This window comes from Chryseobacterium jejuense (assembly GCF_900100075.1).
Classification (GTDB): Bacteria; Bacteroidota; Bacteroidia; order Flavobacteriales; family Weeksellaceae; genus Chryseobacterium; species Chryseobacterium jejuense.
On sequence record NZ_FNEG01000007.1, the window covers coordinates 163542 to 180668 of the forward strand.

Below are 17127 nucleotides of genomic sequence, written 5' to 3' on the forward strand. Positions count from 1 at the left end.
GTGACTTTTGTGGTTAAATCTTATTTTTAAAGTGTTGGGATAATTTTACCGGAAACTTCACCGAAACCTACTCTCACCCCATCTTTTTCAGCCCAAGCTTTCATGGTAACCGTATCATTATCTTCAATGAATTTTCTTTCTTCACCGTTACTTAATGATAAAGGATTTTGACCTCTCCATGTTAATTCCATCATAGAACCGAAAGACTTAGGATCACTTCCTGAGATCGTTCCGCTTGCATACATATCACCCACTTCCATGTTGCATCCGTTGATGGTATGATGTGCTAATTGCTGTGCCATGTTCCAGTACATGTATTTGTAGTTGCTTTCACAGACTAGGTTTTGCTCTCCGTTTTCAGGTTGGATATATACTTCAAGGTTAATATCGTAGTTTTTGTCACCTTCAAATTTTAAATACTCCAAAACCTCAGGATCCTGTGTAGGGGAAGAAGTTCTGAATGGTTCTAAAGCTTCAAGAGTAACTACCCATGGAGAAATAGACGAACCGAAGTTTTTCGCAAGGAAAGGCCCAAGCGGAGCATATTCCCAAGCTTGAATATCTCTTGCAGACCAGTCGTTGAAGACAACCATTCCGAAGATCGCATCTTCAGCATCTTTAGTAGAAATACTTTCTCCCATCTCTGTATTTTTGTTGATGATGAAAGCCATTTCCAATTCAAAATCTAATTGCTTGCAAGGCCCGAAAACTGGTTTGTCTGCATCAGCAGGTTTCATCTGACCTTTTGGACGGTTGATTTCCGTTTCTGAAACAACGATAGAAGAAGCTCTTCCGTGGTAACCTACCGGTAAATGCTTCCAGTTAGGTAATAAAGCATTAGCTGGGTCACGCAACATCTTTCCTACATTGGTAGCGTGTTCAATGCTGCTATAGAAGTCTGTATAATTCGGAATGTGAACCGGCATCATCATTTTTACCTTATCAAGGTCATAAAATGCGTCTTCAATAGTTTTTTGGTCTTTTGACAATGCAGAACCTTCCTGTAATAAGGTTTGGATTTTGGTACGAACCGCGTTGGTAACTGGTTTACCTAGTTCGATAAATTCATTGATTGTATAGGCTTCAAACACATTGTCGTCCAATCCTTCAATGTCTTCGAAATAACCAAGGTCATAAAGGGTTGCAAGATCAATAACCTGATCTCCGATTCTTGTGCAGCATCCGATATATTCTTTGTTGAATACTGCCACTCCGAAAGGAATATTGTGTATAGAAAAATCCGAGTTTGAGGAATAGTCTACAAATGATTTCATAAGTTTAGATTTTAGTTAGATTAAAATATCATCCTGAGAAACTTTCCCCTAAGATGTTTATTTTGCCTTTTTTGAGTAAGAAGCTTCATCAATCCATCGGGCTCTGGTATTAATATCGATGAGGTAGAGAATATTGTCCTGTTGGGTAAGCAATAGTGTTTTTGTGACAGGCATAGGGATTTTTTTACCTTCAAGTACATCTGCCCGTAAGGAAATGATGTTCTTTTTTCTGATAATATCACCTGTAAAAACATTGGAACTGCTTTCTCCGGTAGCTTTATCATCAAAAACCTCCACATAGGTTGCATTGTTCCCTTTGATAACAATAAAATCTCTTTCCGTATGGTCTGCTTCATCTTTAATGAAAACAAACTTTTTGTTGTCAATATCTACCTTTTCAAGATTCTGATTGATCCCTTTTCTTGCTTCAAGTCGGTCTAGAATTGCATTCAGCGATCCGTATTGTGCTTTCACACCTAAGGTTCCAAAGAATAAAATTCCAATTAAAAGTTTTCTCATTATGCTGTGTTTTATAAAAAAGTTTTGTCAGAACCTTGCATCCTGACAAAACTTAGTATTTTTGGTTGTAAAATTAAAGATTTCCTCTTCTTTCCTGCTCTCTTTCCAATGCTTCGAACAATGCTTTGAAGTTTCCGGCACCAAAACTCTGTGCACCATGTCTTTCAATAATTTCGAAGAATAGAGTAGGACGGTCTTCTACAGGCTTCGTAAAGATCTGTAACAGATATCCTTCTTCATCATGATCAATAAGTATACCTAAGTCCTGAAGTTTTTTAAGATCTTCATCAATATGACCTACTCTTTCAGGAACCATGTCGTAATAAGCCTCTGGTGGAGCAGAAAGGAACTCTACACCACGTTTTTTAAGTTCGGTTACGGTATGGATGATATCTTTTGTTGCTACAGCAATGTGCTGTACACCTTCTCCCTCGTAGAAATCAAGATATTCTTCTACCTGAGATTTCTTTTTACCTTCTGCAGGCTCGTTGATAGGGAATTTTGCATATCCGTTTCCGTTAGACATTACTTTAGACATCAAAGCAGAATATTCTGTGTTGATCTGCTTATCATCAAACGAAAGGATGTTTACAAATCCCATTACTTTTTCATACCATTCTACAGTAGGGATCATTCTGTTCCAGTCTACGTTTCCTACGCAGTGGTCTACATACAATAAACCAGCTTCTTCAGGCTTGTAGTCACTTTCCCATTTCTCATACCCAGGCATGAAAGCTCCGTTGTAATTTGTTCTTTCAATAAACATGTGAACTGTTTCTCCGTACGTATAAATTCCGGACATTCTTACTTCACCATGCTCGTCAGTTAAAGTTACTGGCTCTAAATAAGGTTTTCCACCTCTTTTAGTTGTTTCTTCGAAAGCTGCATACGCGTCATCTACCCAAAGTGCCAAAATTTTTACTCCGTCACCATGTTTTTTTACGTGTTCGCTGATAAGAGAGTCAGATTTAAGACCTGTTGTAAGGACCAATCTGATTTTCCCCTGTTGAAGCACATAAGATGCGCGGTCTCTAACTCCTGTTTCAGGACCCGCATATGCTACAGACTGAAAACCGAATGCGGTTTTGTAATAATGGGCAGCCTGTTTTGCATTTCCTACATAAAACTCAATATAATCTGTACCGTTAATCGGTAAGAAATTTTCTGCTTGAGCAATTTTCTCGGCAAATGTAAGTGTTGACATATTTTCTCTTTTACTTTTATTTTATTGGTATGCAAATTACAAAATTCTTGGATATAGCGAAAATATTACGGCCTATTCATTGAATATATTTAACATAAAGTTCAAGAAGTGTTCACTTAAGTATATTTAAGTTTCTTAAGTTTGAAATAAGGTGCTTACATTTGTATTACAAAAAACAAGTGAGAAAAAAATATTTCGAACATGAAAGCCGCAGAGATTATCTGCGGCTTTCTTATTTTAGTTTTTATACTGTGGTTTCTATCTTTCTGTTGAGCATTCCTGCATCCGGGTTGTAATTGTCCCAGATCTTCCAGGTGTTATCTATTTTCTTAAAGAAATAAATCTGTGTACTAAGTTGGTTAACAAAGTGTTCTTCTCCGGTTTCTCCTACCTTGAACAATAGATTCCAGAATTCCTGAGATTCCAATATTTTTTTATCCGGTCCGTCTGTAACGGTTTGGATATCAAAAACTTCATAGTTGGACCGGTTATTCTTAGTTACCAGTTGAAAGTCTTTTTCACAAAGTTCTCTACTGAACTGTGAAATTCTTTCTAAAAACGGAGAGTCATCAAATACCAAATCTTTGAAAAGATCGGTATTATGATTGGGAAACTGTTTGCAGAACTCAAAAGCCTTTTCACAATAATCATAAACCAACCTGGTCATTGATGAGACATCATCAGCTTCATCCTGATTTTTCTTTTTATGCCTTATAGAAAGGATATAGTCATTAAGGTCTTTATAACCCAGGAAAATACATATTTTATCCAAGGTTTTTAAGAACCTTAGATCGCTATGCGTTTTGTCCTGATAGTCGTTTTCAAAAAAACGCTGTAGAGTAACATGGGAAATCGTAGTCCCGATTTCAAACTTTTTACCCCCTTTAAGTTCTTCAGCTTCAGAAAGTTCATCTTTAATGATTTCGGAAAGAATAATATAATGGCTTCTCTTCCATTCATTCACATTCCCCAAAACAGAATTCCTTACCTTCGAATGCTTTACTACTTCTTCTCGTATCGAATTATATATAGTCTTCAATTTCCTTGTTTTAAAAAGGTTTTTATCAAAAATACTGCCAAAATATTAAGGCTTTTTTATGATTTCTTGGTATAAGTTAAAGATATATTTTTAAATTCTAAATAAAAATTAAAGTTAAAATATATTAATTCTTGATTATCAGTGCTTAAACCTTTCGAAAGCAGCTCTTTCAAGCATCTCTCTATCATCAGGATGAGCAATGCTAATGAGCTCCTGTGCTCTCTGGCGAAGGTTTTTCCCATACAGGTAAGCGGTTCCGTATTCTGTAACTACATAATGAATATGACCTCTTGTGGTCACCACACCTGCACCTTGTTTCAGGAAAGGAACAATCCTTGAAACTCCTTTTTTTGTTCTTGCTGTGATGGCGATGATAGGTTTTCCATCCTCACTTAGGGCTGCACCACGCATAAAGTCCATCTGGCCACCGATACCACTGTATTGTAAGGTTCCGATAGAGTCGGCGCATACTTGTCCGGTAAGGTCTATTTCAATCGCAGAGTTAATGGCTACCAGTTTTTTATTCTTCATGATATTGATTGGGAAGTTGACTTCACTTACATCTCTGAAAGCAAATACTGTGTTATCATCCACATAATCATACAGTTTTCTGGTTCCGAAACAAAAGCTGGTAATGGTTTTATTATCGTTGTAGCCTTTATATTTGTTATTAATTACATCATTCTGAATAAGATCTATCACTCCATCACTCAGCATTTCTGTGTGGATTCCAAGGTCTTTATGGTTATGCAAACATTGCAAAACGGCATCAGGAATAGTTCCGATACCCATTTGGAGGGTAGAACGGTCTTCGATAAGTTCAGCTACATTTTTTCCTACCAGCATTTCTTCAGGACCAACTTTTGAACTGTAATCTACTGTATGAAGTTCTTCTTCATGCCAAACCAATTTATGAATTCTGCTGATGTGAATCATACCATCTCCATGGGTTCGCGGCATTCTTGGGTTAACGATTGCAACAATGGTTTTCGCTGTATCTACAGCAGCTCTTGCAATGTCCACGGAGGTTCCCAATGTACAGAAACCATGTCTGTCCGGTGGAGAAACGGTTATCAGTGCAACGTCTAGTGGAAGTATATTTTTTCTGAATAAAATAGGAATTTCACTTAAAAATACAGGAACAAAGTCGCCTCTGTCTGAATTTACAGCATCACGAACCGGCGTAGATACGAATAAAGAATTGATAAAGAATTTGTCTTTGTACTCTGGTTTTGCAATTTCTATATTTCCCTGTTGGGTAATAGAAACCATTTCTACATTGTCTAATCGGTGAGCTTGTCTTGCCATTTCATCGATCAGATAATTGGGAGTACATGCGCTACCGTGGAAAAATACACGGTTACCACTTTTTATTGTATATATCGCTTCTTCTGCGCTGATGTAATTATTCATATTTTATTGTTTTATTATAAAATTCCTGACTAATTTTGCCTAACCTTTCTCAAAGATACCTTTAAAATCTCTATTTATTTCAAATATTGTAAAGGAGATTAAAAGACTTTTGTCATATCAATGAATCATCTAAATTTAATAAAAAATAAAGGATCAAATGCATAACATCTGATCCTTTTATAGATTCTCTAAGCTGGTAAAATTTCCTAATTGGAAACTTCAGTCTCAACTTTCTGTTTCATACTTCCGGTTTCGGAGAAGCGTAAGTGCCAACTGAAAGCTTCTTCCAGCAAGTGTGGCGTATGTCCTCCACGTTCACAGGCTCTATCGAAATAAGACTGTAATTCTTCTCTGTAATCAGGATGAACACAGTTATCAATGATTTTTTGTGCTCTTTCTCTTGGAGCTAGCCCTCTTAAATCAGCCAATCCTACATCTGTAACCAAAATATCAACATCGTGCTCTGTATGGTCTGTATGAGAAACCATTGGCAGAACGTGTGAAATATTGTTTCCTTTGGATGCTGCCTGTGTTACAAAAATACTTAAGTAAGCGTTTCTTGCAAAATCTCCTGAACCTCCGATTCCGTTCATTATTTTTGTTCCCCCAATATGAGTTGAGTTTACATTTCCGTAAATATCAAATTCGATTGCTGTATTGATGGCTATTACTCCTAATCTTCTAATTAGTCCAGGAGTATTGGAAATATTCTGAGGTCTTAATACAAACTTGTCTTTATATTTTGAAAGGTTTCCTAACACTCTTTCATAGCATTCCTGAGAAACGGTAATAGAAGATGCAGATGCAAAACTTAGTTTACCGGAATCAATCAGATCAAATGTGCTATCCTGAAGAACTTCAGAAAACATGGTTAAGTCATAAAAATTACTGTCTTTAAATCCTGTAAGCACAGCATTGGCTACTTTCCCGATTCCTGCCTGAAGAGGAAGCAATCTGTCTGTAAGACGACCTAGCTGAACTTCATTTTCAAAGAAGGCAAGAAGGTGTTTGGCGATGGCTGTTGTTTTCTCGTCAGGTTCTGCAATATCGGCAGGGCTGTCTTTAAGATTGGTAAAAACAATGGCTTCAATTTTACTGGGATCAACCGGAATACTTTTTCTTCCGATTTTATTCCATGGAGCAACAATGGGAATGACATTTCTGTAAGGATAATCTTCAGCCTGATAAATATCGTGGATGCCATAGACTTCTTCAGGAACTTCCGTATTGATTTCAATGATGACTTTCTTAGCCAGAGCCGCAAAGGTTACTGAATTTCCCACTGATGTGGTTGGAACAATACTTCCGTCTCTTTCGATATAAGCAGCCTCAATAATAGCAACGTCAATGCTCTGAAGGTTTTTGGTGTGAAGAAGTTCGGCACTTTCACTTAAATGCTGATCGATGAAGAGAATTTCACCTTTATTGATTTTGTTCCTTAAAGTAGGGTCTACCTGAAACGGCATTCTTTTCTTTAAGACATTAGCTTCCGCCAGTTTTCCGTCTGTGCCGTGTCCCAGCGAAGCTCCGGTCATTAAAGTGACTTTAAGATCTTCTGTTTTTCCTCTTTCAGCGAGTGCAGGCAAAATGGCTTTGCTGTCACCTGCTTTTGTAAAGCCGCTAGATCCTATGATCATACCGTCTTTAATCAATTTTACAGCATTTTCGGCTGTAGTTACCTTTTCGTGTAAACTTTCTAATCTGATTCTTTCTAACATGTAATATTGATTTTTTTTAAACCACCATTACTTAGGATGCGTTATGAAAAATAATGATGGTAATATATGTGAACCATACCTTACAAATTTACGAAAAAAGACGCTTTAAATAAAGGATTTAAAGCGTCTTTTGTATGTATTTAGTAATAGTTTTTCTCTATGATAAGAAAGATCTTCTACTGTTTTATTCTAACCATGAAGTTTTGTAGGACGGATCTTCCACTTTTAAAGCTTCTTCCGTAATTTTTAACGGACGGAAAGGGTCTACCATTACCGCATATTCTTCCGTGAATTTTTTACCAATACTTCTTTCCATAGCTCCCGGATGTGGCCCGTGAACAATTCCGCCAGGGTGAAGTGTGAAGTCCATTAAGTCAATATGATTACGGCTCATGAAATCACCTTCTGTATAGAATAATACCTCATCAGAATCAATATTGGAATGATTGTAAGGAGCAGGAATAGCCATTGGGTGATAGTCGTACATTCTTGCACAGAATGAACATACTACAAAATTATGGGCTTCAAAATTCTGGTGTACTGGTGGCGGTTGGTGGATTCTTCCCGTAATCGGCTCAAAGTTTTTGATATTAAATTTATATGGATAAAAATATCCGTCCCAGCCTACAACATCAAATGGATGTGTTGCATAGATAAAGTCTGTGATCTGGTTTTCTTTTTTTACTTTAATCAGGAATTCTCCTTTTTCGTCAACAGGTTCTTTAAAAGTAGGAGCAATCATATCTCTTTCGCAGAACGGAGAATGTTCCAAAAGCTGCCCGAATTCATTTCTGTATCTTTTCGGAGTGTAAATAGGAGAGTGGCTCTCCAGTACAAAGAATACTGTATTTTCAGATTGTAATTCTACCTGATAAATCGTTCCTCTTGGAATAATAAGATAATCGCCGGTTGCAAATTCAAGGTCTCCTACAAAAGTTTTTAAAATTCCGGTGCCTTCATGTACGAATAAAAGTTCGTCACATTCAGCATTTTTGTAGAAATAATCCATCGATTTTCTTGGCTTTGCCAATCCCATTTTCAGGTCATTATTCATCAAGAGGATCTTACGGCTGTCCATGAAATCGTCCTCAGGAGTTACATTCATTCCTTTGAACATTCTTGGCGCAATATTTTTCTCCACCGCAATTTTAGGAGTTACATCTTTCGGTTCCCCGATTGATTTGATCTGTGTAGGGCGGTGAATATGGTACAATAGAGAAGAGATCCCATGAAAACCTTCGGTTCCGAAAAGTTGTTCATAGTAAAATTTATCTTCCGGAGATTTAAAGACTGTATGCCTTTTTTGTGGGATGTTTCCCAATAGATGATATCTCATTTTACTTTCATATGTAGTTTCTCAAATTTAATCATTTTTCATGAATTGGCTGAATCAAATATTTATATAGAAGTTTTGCGTTTCAAAAATAATTGTTAGATTTGCCTAACAATTTTAATTTCATGAAGCGAATATTATTTTCTATTACTTTTTTATCCTCCTATTGTTTTGCACAGGAGACAGATAGTTTAAGTTTAAATCAACATAAAAACACAGATTCTGTAAAGGTTTCAAAGAAGGAGTTTAAGACAAGTACTATTGATGATGTAGTGGTTACCGGAACCATAAAACCGATGAGCAGGTCTAAAAGTCCTGTGGCTGTTGAGATCTACAGTCAGAAATTTTTCCAGAAAAATCCTACTCCAAGTATTTTTGAAGCCATCAGTATGGTCAATGGAGTAAAGCCACAATTGAACTGTTCGGTATGTAACACAGGAGATATTCACATTAACGGTTTGGAAGGGCCATATACAATGATTTTGATTGACGGAATGCCCATCGTAAGTTCTCTTTCTACAGTATATGGACTAAGTGGGATTCCTAATAGTCTTGTGGACAGAATAGAAGTGGTAAAAGGTCCTGCGTCTTCCATTTATGGCTCTGAAGCAATGGGTGGTGTTATTAATATTATTACAAAAAATGCTTTAACGGCTCCTAAGTTGAGCGTAGATATGATGACCAGTTCATGGGCTGAGAATAATCTGGATCTTTCCACCAAGTTTACTATTGGAAAGAATGCAGCTTCATTATTAAGCTTAAATTATTTCAGTTTTCAGGAAAAGATAGATCAGAACAAGGATAACTTTACGGATACTACTTTACAAAGCAGAATCTCCGTTTTTAATAAATGGAACTTTAAGAGGAAAGAAAACAGACAGGCGAGTTTTGCTTTGAGATATTTGTATGAAGATCGTTTCGGAGGTGAAATGCAATGGAATAAATCTTTTCGTGGAAGCAATGAGGTATATGGGGAAAGTATTTATACCAACAGAGCGGAAGTTTTCGGGTTGTATGAATGGCCAATGAAAGAACATATCGTTACTCAGTTTTCCTATAATTACCATGACCAAAATTCCTTTTATGGAGCTAATCCGTTTAATGCGCTTCAGAAAGTAGCCTTTGTGCAAACATATTGGGACAGAAGTTTCGGGAAACATGATATTACAGCAGGATTGACGTTTAAAAGAACTTTTTATGATGACAATACTCCGGGAACTTTGGGATCAGATGGAGTAACCAACGCTCCCATGAAGTCTCCGATCTGGGGAGCGTTTATACAGGATCAGTGGGAGATCAATGATAAGAATACCTTGTTATTAGGATACCGTTATGATTACGATAAGGTTCATCATTCCGTACATTCCCCAAGATTTGCATGGAAATTCTCACCGAATCCGTATCATACTTTAAGATTCAATTTTGGAACAGGATTCAGAGTCGTGAATCTGTTTACAGAGGATCATGCAGCATTAACGGGTTCCAGAGAAGTTATTGTAAAGTCTGATCTGCTGCCTGAAAGATCAGTGAACGGAAATGTAAATTATATCTGGAAAATTCCTGTTGGAAACCGTATGGTGAATCTTGATGCTTCTGCATTTTATACCTATTTCAGTAATAAAATTGTGGGGGATTTTGATTCTGATCCAAATAAAATCATCTATGACAATCTTCAGGGATATGGAATTTCCAGAGGAGCTTCATTGAATGTAGATTTCAGTTTTTCATTTCCATTAAGCGTCAATTTGGGAGTAACCTATCTCGATGTTTACCAGAAATTTGATAACGAAGATCAAAAAACACAACAACTTCACGCTCCAAAATGGAGTGGCACCTATAATTTAACCTATAAATTCCTAAGTAATCTGACTGTCGATTTCACGGGACAATTTTATGGCCCGATGAGACTGCCTGTTTTACCGAATGACTTCCGTCCTGAGTATTCACCATTCTATTCTTTAGCAAATATTCAGGTTTCAAAGAGCTTCAAATCCGGATTTGAAGTTTATTGCGGGGTGAAAAATTTATTCAACTTTACTCCTAAAGATCCCTTAATGAGGCCTTTTGACCCATTTGATAAACATGCTGATGACCCAATTAGCAATCCAAACCACTATACTTTCGATACCGCATATGGCTATGCGCCTATGCAAGGCATCAGAGGGTTCTTGGGAGTGAAATATACACTGAAATGAAAATTTTAGCTTTATTTTTAATGTTTGTACCCTGTCTTTGTCTGTCTCAGATGAAGACAGGGACTTTTTCCGAAGTGGAGCTTATGCAAAAAAAATCTCCAAAACCCATGGTAATCCATCTTTATACGGATTGGTGTGGTGTTTGTAAAATAGAGTCCTTTAAACTGAATAAGGATAAAGATCTGGTGGAAATAATGAACAACCATTTTTACCTGATTAATTTTGAGGCTGAAAAAACGAGAGAGAAAATAAACTTCCAGGGACAGGAGTTTGAATATTTAGCCAATGGTAGTTCAGGGATTCATGAATTGGCGCTGGCACTATCTAAAAATAAAGAGCAGCCTGTTTATCCGTTGTGGATTTTTTTGGATAAGAACCAGAAGCTAGTCTATTATCAGGAAGGATTGCTTACTCCTGATAAAATGAAAGAAAAATTGCTGGAGATTTCCGCTTTATGATTTGTTGTTGGAAAGCGCTAAGGCGCTAAGCTTTTTCTATTCAACACGTCTTTAGGGCGCAAGGATTTTATCTGTGATAAAATTTTATACTGCTTTTTTAAATGCCACGAATGCACGAATAAAAAACGTTCACCTTGCACAAGATTCTATGTACCTATGTGGTTTAAATATTTTTTTGAACCACATAGGTACATAGATTTTATACCTGAAATTAAGCATGCATCATATTATTTGTGCATTCGTGGAAAAATATTAGCCGTTTATTTAAGGTTCTCGCAGAGTGAACAGATTTCGCAGATCTTTTTTGCATCTGTGAAATTTGTGTGATCTGTGGGAAATCTTTTACTCTTTACCTTCAGCATCAATCAAAACGGCCAGTTGTATGCATGGTTCATCAGATCTGTTACTCCAGGCATGATTGGTACCTCTTTGGATCACAATATCTCCGGGTTTCAGAAGAGTTTCCCCTTCTTCCATAATCAGATAAAGCTCCCCGGAAAGAATGATAATGTAATCTAATGTTGGAGTCTGATGCATCATCGGATGAGGTTCTCCTTTCTTGAATTCAACGCCTAAGTCTTTATCCGGTGGAACGACTACATATCGGAAGTAGGTTCCATTTTTAGGGGTTTGTGGAAATCCAGTGTTGGGAATTTTGTTTTCAACATCTAAACTTGCCGGCATTGTCTGGGTATTCCATATGTCTGAGACAATCAGCCCTGGGAAATGTTCTATTGCGTTTTCAACCTGTTGATCTTCTATGATAATTGATTTTCCGTCTTTGATTCCGGTTACGATGCGTCTTGGTATTTTGTTCATGGATTTATGAGTTTTTCATAATGAGTTTATGACCTTGGGTCTGGTTGTTTTTAAGAATAGAATGGGCTTTAAGAACAGTTTCCAAAGAAAGATCACCAATTATTTTATGTTGAGATGGAGCAATGGAACCGTTTTCAATCAATCCAGCAACTTCTTCCAGACTGTTTTTGTAATAATCATACTGTTTTACCATGCTGTAGGTATAATTGGAGATATTCATAATTACAGTTCCTTTATTGAAGAGCATTTCATGAGCTGCTTTGGTAACAAGAGCGGTAACATCTACATAAATTCCATTGATTTTTAATACCTCAGCTGTGATTTCAGCCATATAATTTCCAACCAAATCAATTCCAATATCAAAAGGTTGATTCTGATTAGCTTTTAAAATGTTTTCTACAAGATTTTGTTCTTTGTAATTAACAATCTGATGCTCTTTTAACCCAAGATTCAAAAACATCTGCTTGTTTTCTTCACTGCCAACAGTGATAATGAAGTTGTCAATATGGTGAGCCCATAAAATTTTAATTAAAAAAGAACCTACTGCACCAGCAGCTCCGGTGATAAGAATGGTCTGTTCCGGCTGTAGTTTCAATCGTTTAAAAATTTGTAAAGAAGTTAATCCTGCTGATGGAATAGAAGCAGCCTGTTCAAAGGAAATATTTTTTGGTTTAAATGAAACAATGGCTTCCGGAACTGAAATATACTCTGCATACGTTCCATTGCTTCCCATAGAGCCGCTGCCACAGAATACTTCGTCCCCAATATTGAACTGAGTGACATCACTTCCTTTTTCTACAACAACTCCGGATAATTCTCGTCCTAATATCGGCGAACTGATTAATTTTCTTTCCAGTTCATTTTCCAACATTTGATAATCTATGGGATTGAAACCACTTGCTTTGATCTGAATTAATACTTCATGAGATTTAGGCTGAGGTTTTTCCGTAAACCCATCTTCAAGCTTAAAGTCTTTATTTAAAATTACTGCTTTCATATTGTTAATTTGATGTACAAATGTAAAACGGGAATAGTTTATATTTGCTACTAGTTAACAATTGGTAACTAGTTACCTTGATGAAACTATTATGGCAAAAATTAAAGAAAACGGAACCGAAAGAGAAGCAAGCTGTACTGAGGAATTATTTGCAATGCGCGACAGCCTTGATGTATTGGGTGGAAAATGGAAATTAATGATTCTACGATATCTTACAAATAGAACGGATCAACAGATTCATTTTAAAAAGCTGGAACGTGGAATTGATGGGATTTCTGCAAAAATGTTAAGCAAAGAATTAAAGGAGTTAGAAACAAACCTTTTGATTACAAGAACGATTCAGGATACCAAGCCAATTACTGTTACTTATGCCGTTACAGAATACGGAAAGTCTGTATTTCCAGTAACGGAGACTCTTGTAAACTGGGGATTGCTTCATAGGGAGAAAATTAAAGCTTCAATGGGATAATATCTTTATAAGCTACTTCCCACAAATTTCAAAGATGCAAAAAATCTGCGAGAACTATAATTTTGTTGGAAAACGCCAAGGCGCAAAGAATTTTAAATGAAATCGTGCTTTAAGGCGCAAGAAAATCGAAGATTTTCAGCTATCATAAAACTGCTGCTATTTTGCCACGAATGCACGAATAAACATTATGAGTGTGTAATTTTTTCGGATGAAATCTATGCTCCAATGTGGTTCAAAAAAATATTTAAACTACATAGAAAGATAGAATCTTGTGGAAAGTTAAAACGTGTTATTCGTGCATTCGTGGCATAAAATAAGCGGTATTCAATTTTATCGCAGATAAAATCCTCGCGCCTTAGAAGAATGTGCATAGAAAAAAAACTTTGCGTCTTAGCGTTTTCCAACACATTTTCAGCAGACTATTTCAATAAAACAGCAATGATAGCCAATATTGCAGGCAATGCCTGAACAAAAAATATCTTCTTCGTAGCAGAAATGGCTCCGTAAATACCCGCTACAGCTACACAACTTAAAAAGAATAAAGCTACATTATCCTGCCATTGCGGATCTTTAATCAGAAAAGACCAGATGAGTCCTGCAGCCAGAAAACCGTTGTACAACCCCTGATTAGCAGCCAATCCTTTTGTAGGTTTGAACATTTCTGCCGGCAGAGCAGCTTTGAAAACTTCTTTTCCTTTGGTTTCCCATGCAAACATTTCCATCCAAAGAATATAGAGATGTTCAAGTGCCACAACGGCGATTAGAATTTTAGCAACGACTTCCATGATTTCATGTTTTTGTGATTGTAAAACTAAAAAAATAAAGTTAAGTTTGAGTATTCAATTCTAAAGATGGATAATTTCAAGGCACATTTAAATAAATTTATTACGGTAACTGACGAAGAGTATATTTCAATTTTTTCATTTTTCGAAGTACTGAAGGTGAAGAAAAAGCAAAGTCTGATGCTGGAAGGTGAGATTTGCAGAGATATGTATTTTGTGGTAGAAGGCTGCCTGAGAAAGTATTTTATTAATGAAAAAGGGGTAGAACATACCACTCAGTTTGCTATTGAAAACTGGTGGATTACCGATACATTTGCCTATGAAAGGCAGATGCAGACGGATTTTAATATTCAGTCTGTGGAAAAGTCTACTATACTTGTCATTGATTTTAAAAATCAGGAATTATTATTGGAGAAACATCCTGTGATGGAAAAATATTTCAGGATCATCTATCAGAGAGCTTATGCAGCTTCTGAAAGAAAACTCCGTTATCTGGCTGAATATTCTCGGGAAGAGCTGTACGTTCATTTCAGTACATTATATCCTTGGTTTATTCAGAGAATTCCTCAATATCTTATTGCTTCATTTCTTGGTTTTACTCCGGAATATTTAAGTGAAATTAAAGCAAAATTACGTTCTTAAACCAGTTTAAGTTTTTTACGGATCAGATATCGGAAATTTGTCATGTAATTAAAAGCGAATGCAATGACAGATACAAAAACTCAATTTCCGCAGTTATTTTTAAGATTGGCTCTTTCTGTAACCATGCTTTCTGCAGTGGCAGACCGATTCGGGTGGTGGAGTCCAGAAAATTCTTCATGGGGAAATATGAAAAGCTTTGAAGAATACACGAGGTCATTAACGTCTTTTCTTCCTGAAGCTTTGAGTACATTTTCAGCTTATGCAGCGACATCTTTAGAAATTGTATTTCCATTGATGCTGTTGGTGGGTTTTAAAACAAGAATTGCAGCCTATGGAAGCAGTATCTTATTGTTGATTTTTGCAGTATCAATGACGATTGCTTTAGGTTCTAAAGCACCACTCAATTATTCAGTATGGGTGGGAAGTGCAGCCGCTCTTTTACTGGCTGTTCAGCAACAATATTCTTTTAGTATAGATCAATTAACCAAAAAATAAATATAATGAGCGCAAGATTTAACATGGCTACTACAGATGCCGCAGCTTACAAAGCAATGCTAGGATTGGAAGGGTATTTACAGAATACTTCTTTAACCCATATTCAAAAAGAATTAATTAAAATCAGAGCTTCCCAGATCAATAAATGTGCTTTCTGCCTTGATATGCATACCAAAGATGCCCTTAAATATGGGGAAACAGCTCAAAGAATATTCATTCTGGATGGATGGACAGAGGCTAAAGAGTTTTTTACAGAAGAAGAGCAGGTACTTTTAGCGATGACTGAGGAAATTACTTTAATCAGCCACAAAGGGCTAACTGATGAAACGTATCAGAAAGCTAAAACATTCTTTGATGAGGCTCAGATTGCTCAGATCATTATGGCAATTATCACTATCAATGCATGGAATAGAATAGCGATAAGTACACATCTTCCGATAGCTAAATAATGGAGAAAAGAAAAAGCTGAAGGTAAGACTGAGGTTTATTCATAAAAAAAGAGCTTTTCAATAATGAAGAGCTCTTTTTTGTATAATTGTGAATAGCAAAATAAAGATTCCGTGGGTATTAATTCTAAAATAAATCTTAATGGTTAGTGATTAAGTTTGGGTACGGAAAGTACTTCTCCACTTTGTTATTCATAATCATTTAAAAAATATATTTAATAGATTGCTACCGGGTTAACGTTTACCTGAGTAGATCCAACATATAGAGGCTGTCCCAGAACAAACAGGAATTCCCATACTTTTTGTTTGACTAATGGACGGGTATCAATCAATTCTAAGTTATAGATTCCTTTTTTAGCCAGCATATATTGGTTGATAGGAAACTCTTCTTTACTTTTTGGATTTGGATAGACTTCGGAAGCCCAGGTATCACCTCCAAAAGCAATAATTCCTTGGTCTGCCACCCATTTGGCTGCATCCATTCCGATTCCCGGTTCAGTTTCTAAAAACTGTTTGTTGTTTTTGCCTATGAGTTCAAGCCATCCTGTATTGAAAAGAATAACGTCTCCTTTTCTTAAGGTAAGACCTTGTTTCTTTAAAACAGATTTGATATCCTCAACGGTAAATTCTGTTCCACCAGGCACAATAGCTTTTCCAAAATGAGCGACCATATCAAGGACTACACCACGGGTAACGAAAGGAGGAACTTTTTCAACACCCAGTTTTTTTACACCTTCTACAGTTACAAAATCAGTTGCTTTATTTCCATTATAGTAAACGTTATCAATACCGATGTGTCCAATACCGTTAAGCTGAGTTCCTACACCGGTCCATCCGTTTACCAATTCGTCATTGAATGTAAATTTGTTGGGACCTATGCTTTTTCCACCCTGTTCTCCGGGTTGAATATTATATAGATTGAAGCTTCTGTGTCTGAAAGCCGGTAAGTTTTTATCAATAGGAACCGCAAGGGCCAATGTTTTACCTTGTTTCACCAATCCAAGTGCCTGTTTTACTACTTCGGGAGTTAATAAATTTGCGGCTCCAATTTCATCCTGTGCTCCGTAAGCAGAAGGATACCATGATTTATCTTCTGGGTTGACAAGTGTTTGAGCATTTAATGCAATGCTGTTTATAGTCAATAGGGTTCCTAACCCGAACGTTTTGATAAGATTCTTTTTCATTTTTTACGATTTATGGGTTGAATAAGAAGGGAAGCTGGAAGAGGGAATTTATTGAAGCCTTTTAAGAATTGATATTTTATTGATCAGATTGTAGTTTCTAGATTGAACATACTGTAAGTTTATCATTCACAGCTAGTGTT

The 17127-nt window shown here is 36.5% G+C and carries 17 protein-coding genes; 6 read left to right on the plus strand and 11 right to left on the minus strand.

The window, feature by feature from the left end; genetic code table 11:
- Window positions 1-26 precede the first annotated feature (26 nt).
- The 7 genes from fahA to BLS98_RS20030 form a co-directional block, all read right to left on the minus strand.
- A complete protein-coding gene (gene fahA, locus BLS98_RS20000) occupies window positions 27-1274 on the minus strand; it encodes a fumarylacetoacetase (RefSeq protein ID WP_089738774.1) in 1248 nt (415 codons plus the stop codon).
- 57 nt (window positions 1275-1331) lie between these two features.
- Window positions 1332-1793: a hypothetical protein gene (locus tag BLS98_RS20005; protein WP_089738777.1), complete on the minus strand. Its 462-nt coding sequence runs from the start codon at window positions 1791-1793 to the stop codon at window positions 1332-1334.
- A 73-nt stretch (window positions 1794-1866) separates the two neighbouring features.
- A complete protein-coding gene (hppD, locus tag BLS98_RS20010) occupies window positions 1867-2997 on the minus strand; it encodes a 4-hydroxyphenylpyruvate dioxygenase (RefSeq protein WP_089738779.1) in 1131 nt (376 codons plus the stop codon).
- Between the two features lie 244 nt (window positions 2998-3241).
- The gene (locus BLS98_RS20015; protein ID WP_089738781.1) at window positions 3242-4036 is read right to left on the minus strand and encodes a hypothetical protein; all 795 of its coding nucleotides are present in this window, start codon (window positions 4034-4036) and stop codon (window positions 3242-3244) included.
- Between the two features lie 138 nt (window positions 4037-4174).
- Entirely contained in the window at window positions 4175-5449 is a 1275-nt protein-coding gene (locus BLS98_RS20020) for an acetyl-CoA hydrolase/transferase family protein (protein ID WP_089738784.1), read from the minus strand.
- Window positions 5450-5655: 206 nt separating this feature from the next.
- Complete coding sequence (locus tag BLS98_RS20025; RefSeq protein WP_089738785.1) at window positions 5656-7167, minus strand: succinate CoA transferase; 1512 nt, start codon at window positions 7165-7167, stop codon at window positions 5656-5658.
- 184 nt (window positions 7168-7351) lie between these two features.
- On the minus strand, window positions 7352-8503 hold the full coding sequence (locus BLS98_RS20030; RefSeq protein WP_089738787.1) for a homogentisate 1,2-dioxygenase: 1152 nt from the start codon (window positions 8501-8503) through the stop codon (window positions 7352-7354).
- 122 nt (window positions 8504-8625) lie between these two features.
- Between BLS98_RS20030 and BLS98_RS20035 the strand changes: the two genes are divergently transcribed.
- Together BLS98_RS20035 and BLS98_RS20040 are read left to right on the plus strand one after the other, a co-directional pair.
- A complete protein-coding gene (locus tag BLS98_RS20035; protein WP_089738789.1) occupies window positions 8626-10695 on the plus strand; it encodes a TonB-dependent receptor plug domain-containing protein in 2070 nt (689 codons plus the stop codon).
- The gene (locus BLS98_RS20040; protein WP_089738791.1) at window positions 10692-11153 is read left to right on the plus strand and encodes a thioredoxin family protein; all 462 of its coding nucleotides are present in this window, start codon (window positions 10692-10694) and stop codon (window positions 11151-11153) included. Before BLS98_RS20035 ends, BLS98_RS20040 begins: the two co-directional genes overlap by 4 nt.
- A gap of 342 nt (window positions 11154-11495) precedes the next feature.
- Here BLS98_RS20040 and BLS98_RS20045 read toward each other — a convergent pair whose 3' ends face one another.
- Together BLS98_RS20045 and BLS98_RS20050 are read right to left on the minus strand one after the other, a co-directional pair.
- Window positions 11496-11972, minus strand: a complete 477-nt coding sequence (locus tag BLS98_RS20045; RefSeq protein ID WP_089738793.1) for a cupin domain-containing protein — start codon at window positions 11970-11972, stop codon at window positions 11496-11498.
- Window positions 11973-11976: 4 nt separating this feature from the next.
- The gene (locus BLS98_RS20050; RefSeq protein WP_089738795.1) at window positions 11977-12969 is read right to left on the minus strand and encodes an NADP-dependent oxidoreductase; all 993 of its coding nucleotides are present in this window, start codon (window positions 12967-12969) and stop codon (window positions 11977-11979) included.
- Window positions 12970-13060: 91 nt separating this feature from the next.
- Here BLS98_RS20050 and BLS98_RS20055 point away from each other — a divergent pair, with 91 nt between their 5' ends.
- On the plus strand, window positions 13061-13438 hold the full coding sequence (locus BLS98_RS20055) for a winged helix-turn-helix transcriptional regulator (RefSeq protein WP_089738885.1): 378 nt from the start codon (window positions 13061-13063) through the stop codon (window positions 13436-13438).
- Between the two features lie 419 nt (window positions 13439-13857).
- Here BLS98_RS20055 and BLS98_RS20065 read toward each other — a convergent pair whose 3' ends face one another.
- Entirely contained in the window at window positions 13858-14223 is a 366-nt protein-coding gene (locus BLS98_RS20065; RefSeq protein WP_089738800.1) for a DUF1304 domain-containing protein, read from the minus strand.
- Window positions 14224-14289: 66 nt separating this feature from the next.
- Between BLS98_RS20065 and BLS98_RS20070 the strand changes: the two genes are divergently transcribed.
- The 3 genes from BLS98_RS20070 to BLS98_RS20080 all read left to right on the plus strand — a co-directional run bounded on the left by BLS98_RS20070 (window position 14290) and on the right by BLS98_RS20080 (window position 15806).
- Window positions 14290-14862: a Crp/Fnr family transcriptional regulator gene (locus tag BLS98_RS20070; protein ID WP_089738802.1), complete on the plus strand. Its 573-nt coding sequence runs from the start codon at window positions 14290-14292 to the stop codon at window positions 14860-14862.
- Between the two features lie 63 nt (window positions 14863-14925).
- Window positions 14926-15357 carry a DoxX family protein gene (locus BLS98_RS20075; protein WP_167356258.1) on the plus strand — a complete coding sequence of 144 codons (432 nt, stop codon included), beginning with the start codon at window positions 14926-14928 and terminating at the stop codon, window positions 15355-15357.
- Window positions 15358-15362: 5 nt separating this feature from the next.
- Entirely contained in the window at window positions 15363-15806 is a 444-nt protein-coding gene (locus tag BLS98_RS20080; protein ID WP_047095198.1) for a carboxymuconolactone decarboxylase family protein, read from the plus strand.
- 212 nt (window positions 15807-16018) lie between these two features.
- Here the strand turns inward: BLS98_RS20080 and BLS98_RS20085 are convergent, their stop codons facing one another.
- Window positions 16019-16987, minus strand: coding sequence for a cyclase family protein (locus BLS98_RS20085; RefSeq protein ID WP_089738804.1), 969 nt, complete (start codon window positions 16985-16987; stop codon window positions 16019-16021).
- Window positions 16988-17127: the final 140 nt, after the last annotated feature.

What these genes read in the sequence shown, in the direction of transcription:
- BLS98_RS20020 (WP_089738784.1), bottom strand. Translation starts at nt 5,449, where the DNA reads ATGAATAATTACATCAGCGCAGAAGAAGCGATATATACAATAAAAAGT.
- BLS98_RS20075 (WP_167356258.1), top strand. Translation starts at nt 14,926, where the DNA reads ATGACAGATACAAAAACTCAATTTCCGCAGTTATTTTTAAGATTGGCT.
- hppD (WP_089738779.1), bottom strand. Translation starts at nt 2,997, where the DNA reads ATGTCAACACTTACATTTGCCGAGAAAATTGCTCAAGCAGAAAATTTC.
- BLS98_RS20005 (WP_089738777.1), bottom strand. Translation starts at nt 1,793, where the DNA reads ATGAGAAAACTTTTAATTGGAATTTTATTCTTTGGAACCTTAGGTGTG.
- BLS98_RS20050 (WP_089738795.1), bottom strand. Translation starts at nt 12,969, where the DNA reads ATGAAAGCAGTAATTTTAAATAAAGACTTTAAGCTTGAAGATGGGTTT.
- BLS98_RS20085 (WP_089738804.1), bottom strand. Translation starts at nt 16,987, where the DNA reads ATGAAAAAGAATCTTATCAAAACGTTCGGGTTAGGAACCCTATTGACT.
- fahA (WP_089738774.1), bottom strand. Translation starts at nt 1,274, where the DNA reads ATGAAATCATTTGTAGACTATTCCTCAAACTCGGATTTTTCTATACAC.
- BLS98_RS20065 (WP_089738800.1), bottom strand. Translation starts at nt 14,223, where the DNA reads ATGGAAGTCGTTGCTAAAATTCTAATCGCCGTTGTGGCACTTGAACAT.
- BLS98_RS20080 (WP_047095198.1), top strand. Translation starts at nt 15,363, where the DNA reads ATGAGCGCAAGATTTAACATGGCTACTACAGATGCCGCAGCTTACAAA.
- BLS98_RS20055 (WP_089738885.1), top strand. Translation starts at nt 13,061, where the DNA reads ATGGCAAAAATTAAAGAAAACGGAACCGAAAGAGAAGCAAGCTGTACT.
- BLS98_RS20035 (WP_089738789.1), top strand. Translation starts at nt 8,626, where the DNA reads ATGAAGCGAATATTATTTTCTATTACTTTTTTATCCTCCTATTGTTTT.
- BLS98_RS20070 (WP_089738802.1), top strand. Translation starts at nt 14,290, where the DNA reads ATGGATAATTTCAAGGCACATTTAAATAAATTTATTACGGTAACTGAC.
- BLS98_RS20030 (WP_089738787.1), bottom strand. Translation starts at nt 8,503, where the DNA reads ATGAGATATCATCTATTGGGAAACATCCCACAAAAAAGGCATACAGTC.
- BLS98_RS20045 (WP_089738793.1), bottom strand. Translation starts at nt 11,972, where the DNA reads ATGAACAAAATACCAAGACGCATCGTAACCGGAATCAAAGACGGAAAA.
- BLS98_RS20040 (WP_089738791.1), top strand. Translation starts at nt 10,692, where the DNA reads ATGAAAATTTTAGCTTTATTTTTAATGTTTGTACCCTGTCTTTGTCTG.
- BLS98_RS20025 (WP_089738785.1), bottom strand. Translation starts at nt 7,167, where the DNA reads ATGTTAGAAAGAATCAGATTAGAAAGTTTACACGAAAAGGTAACTACA.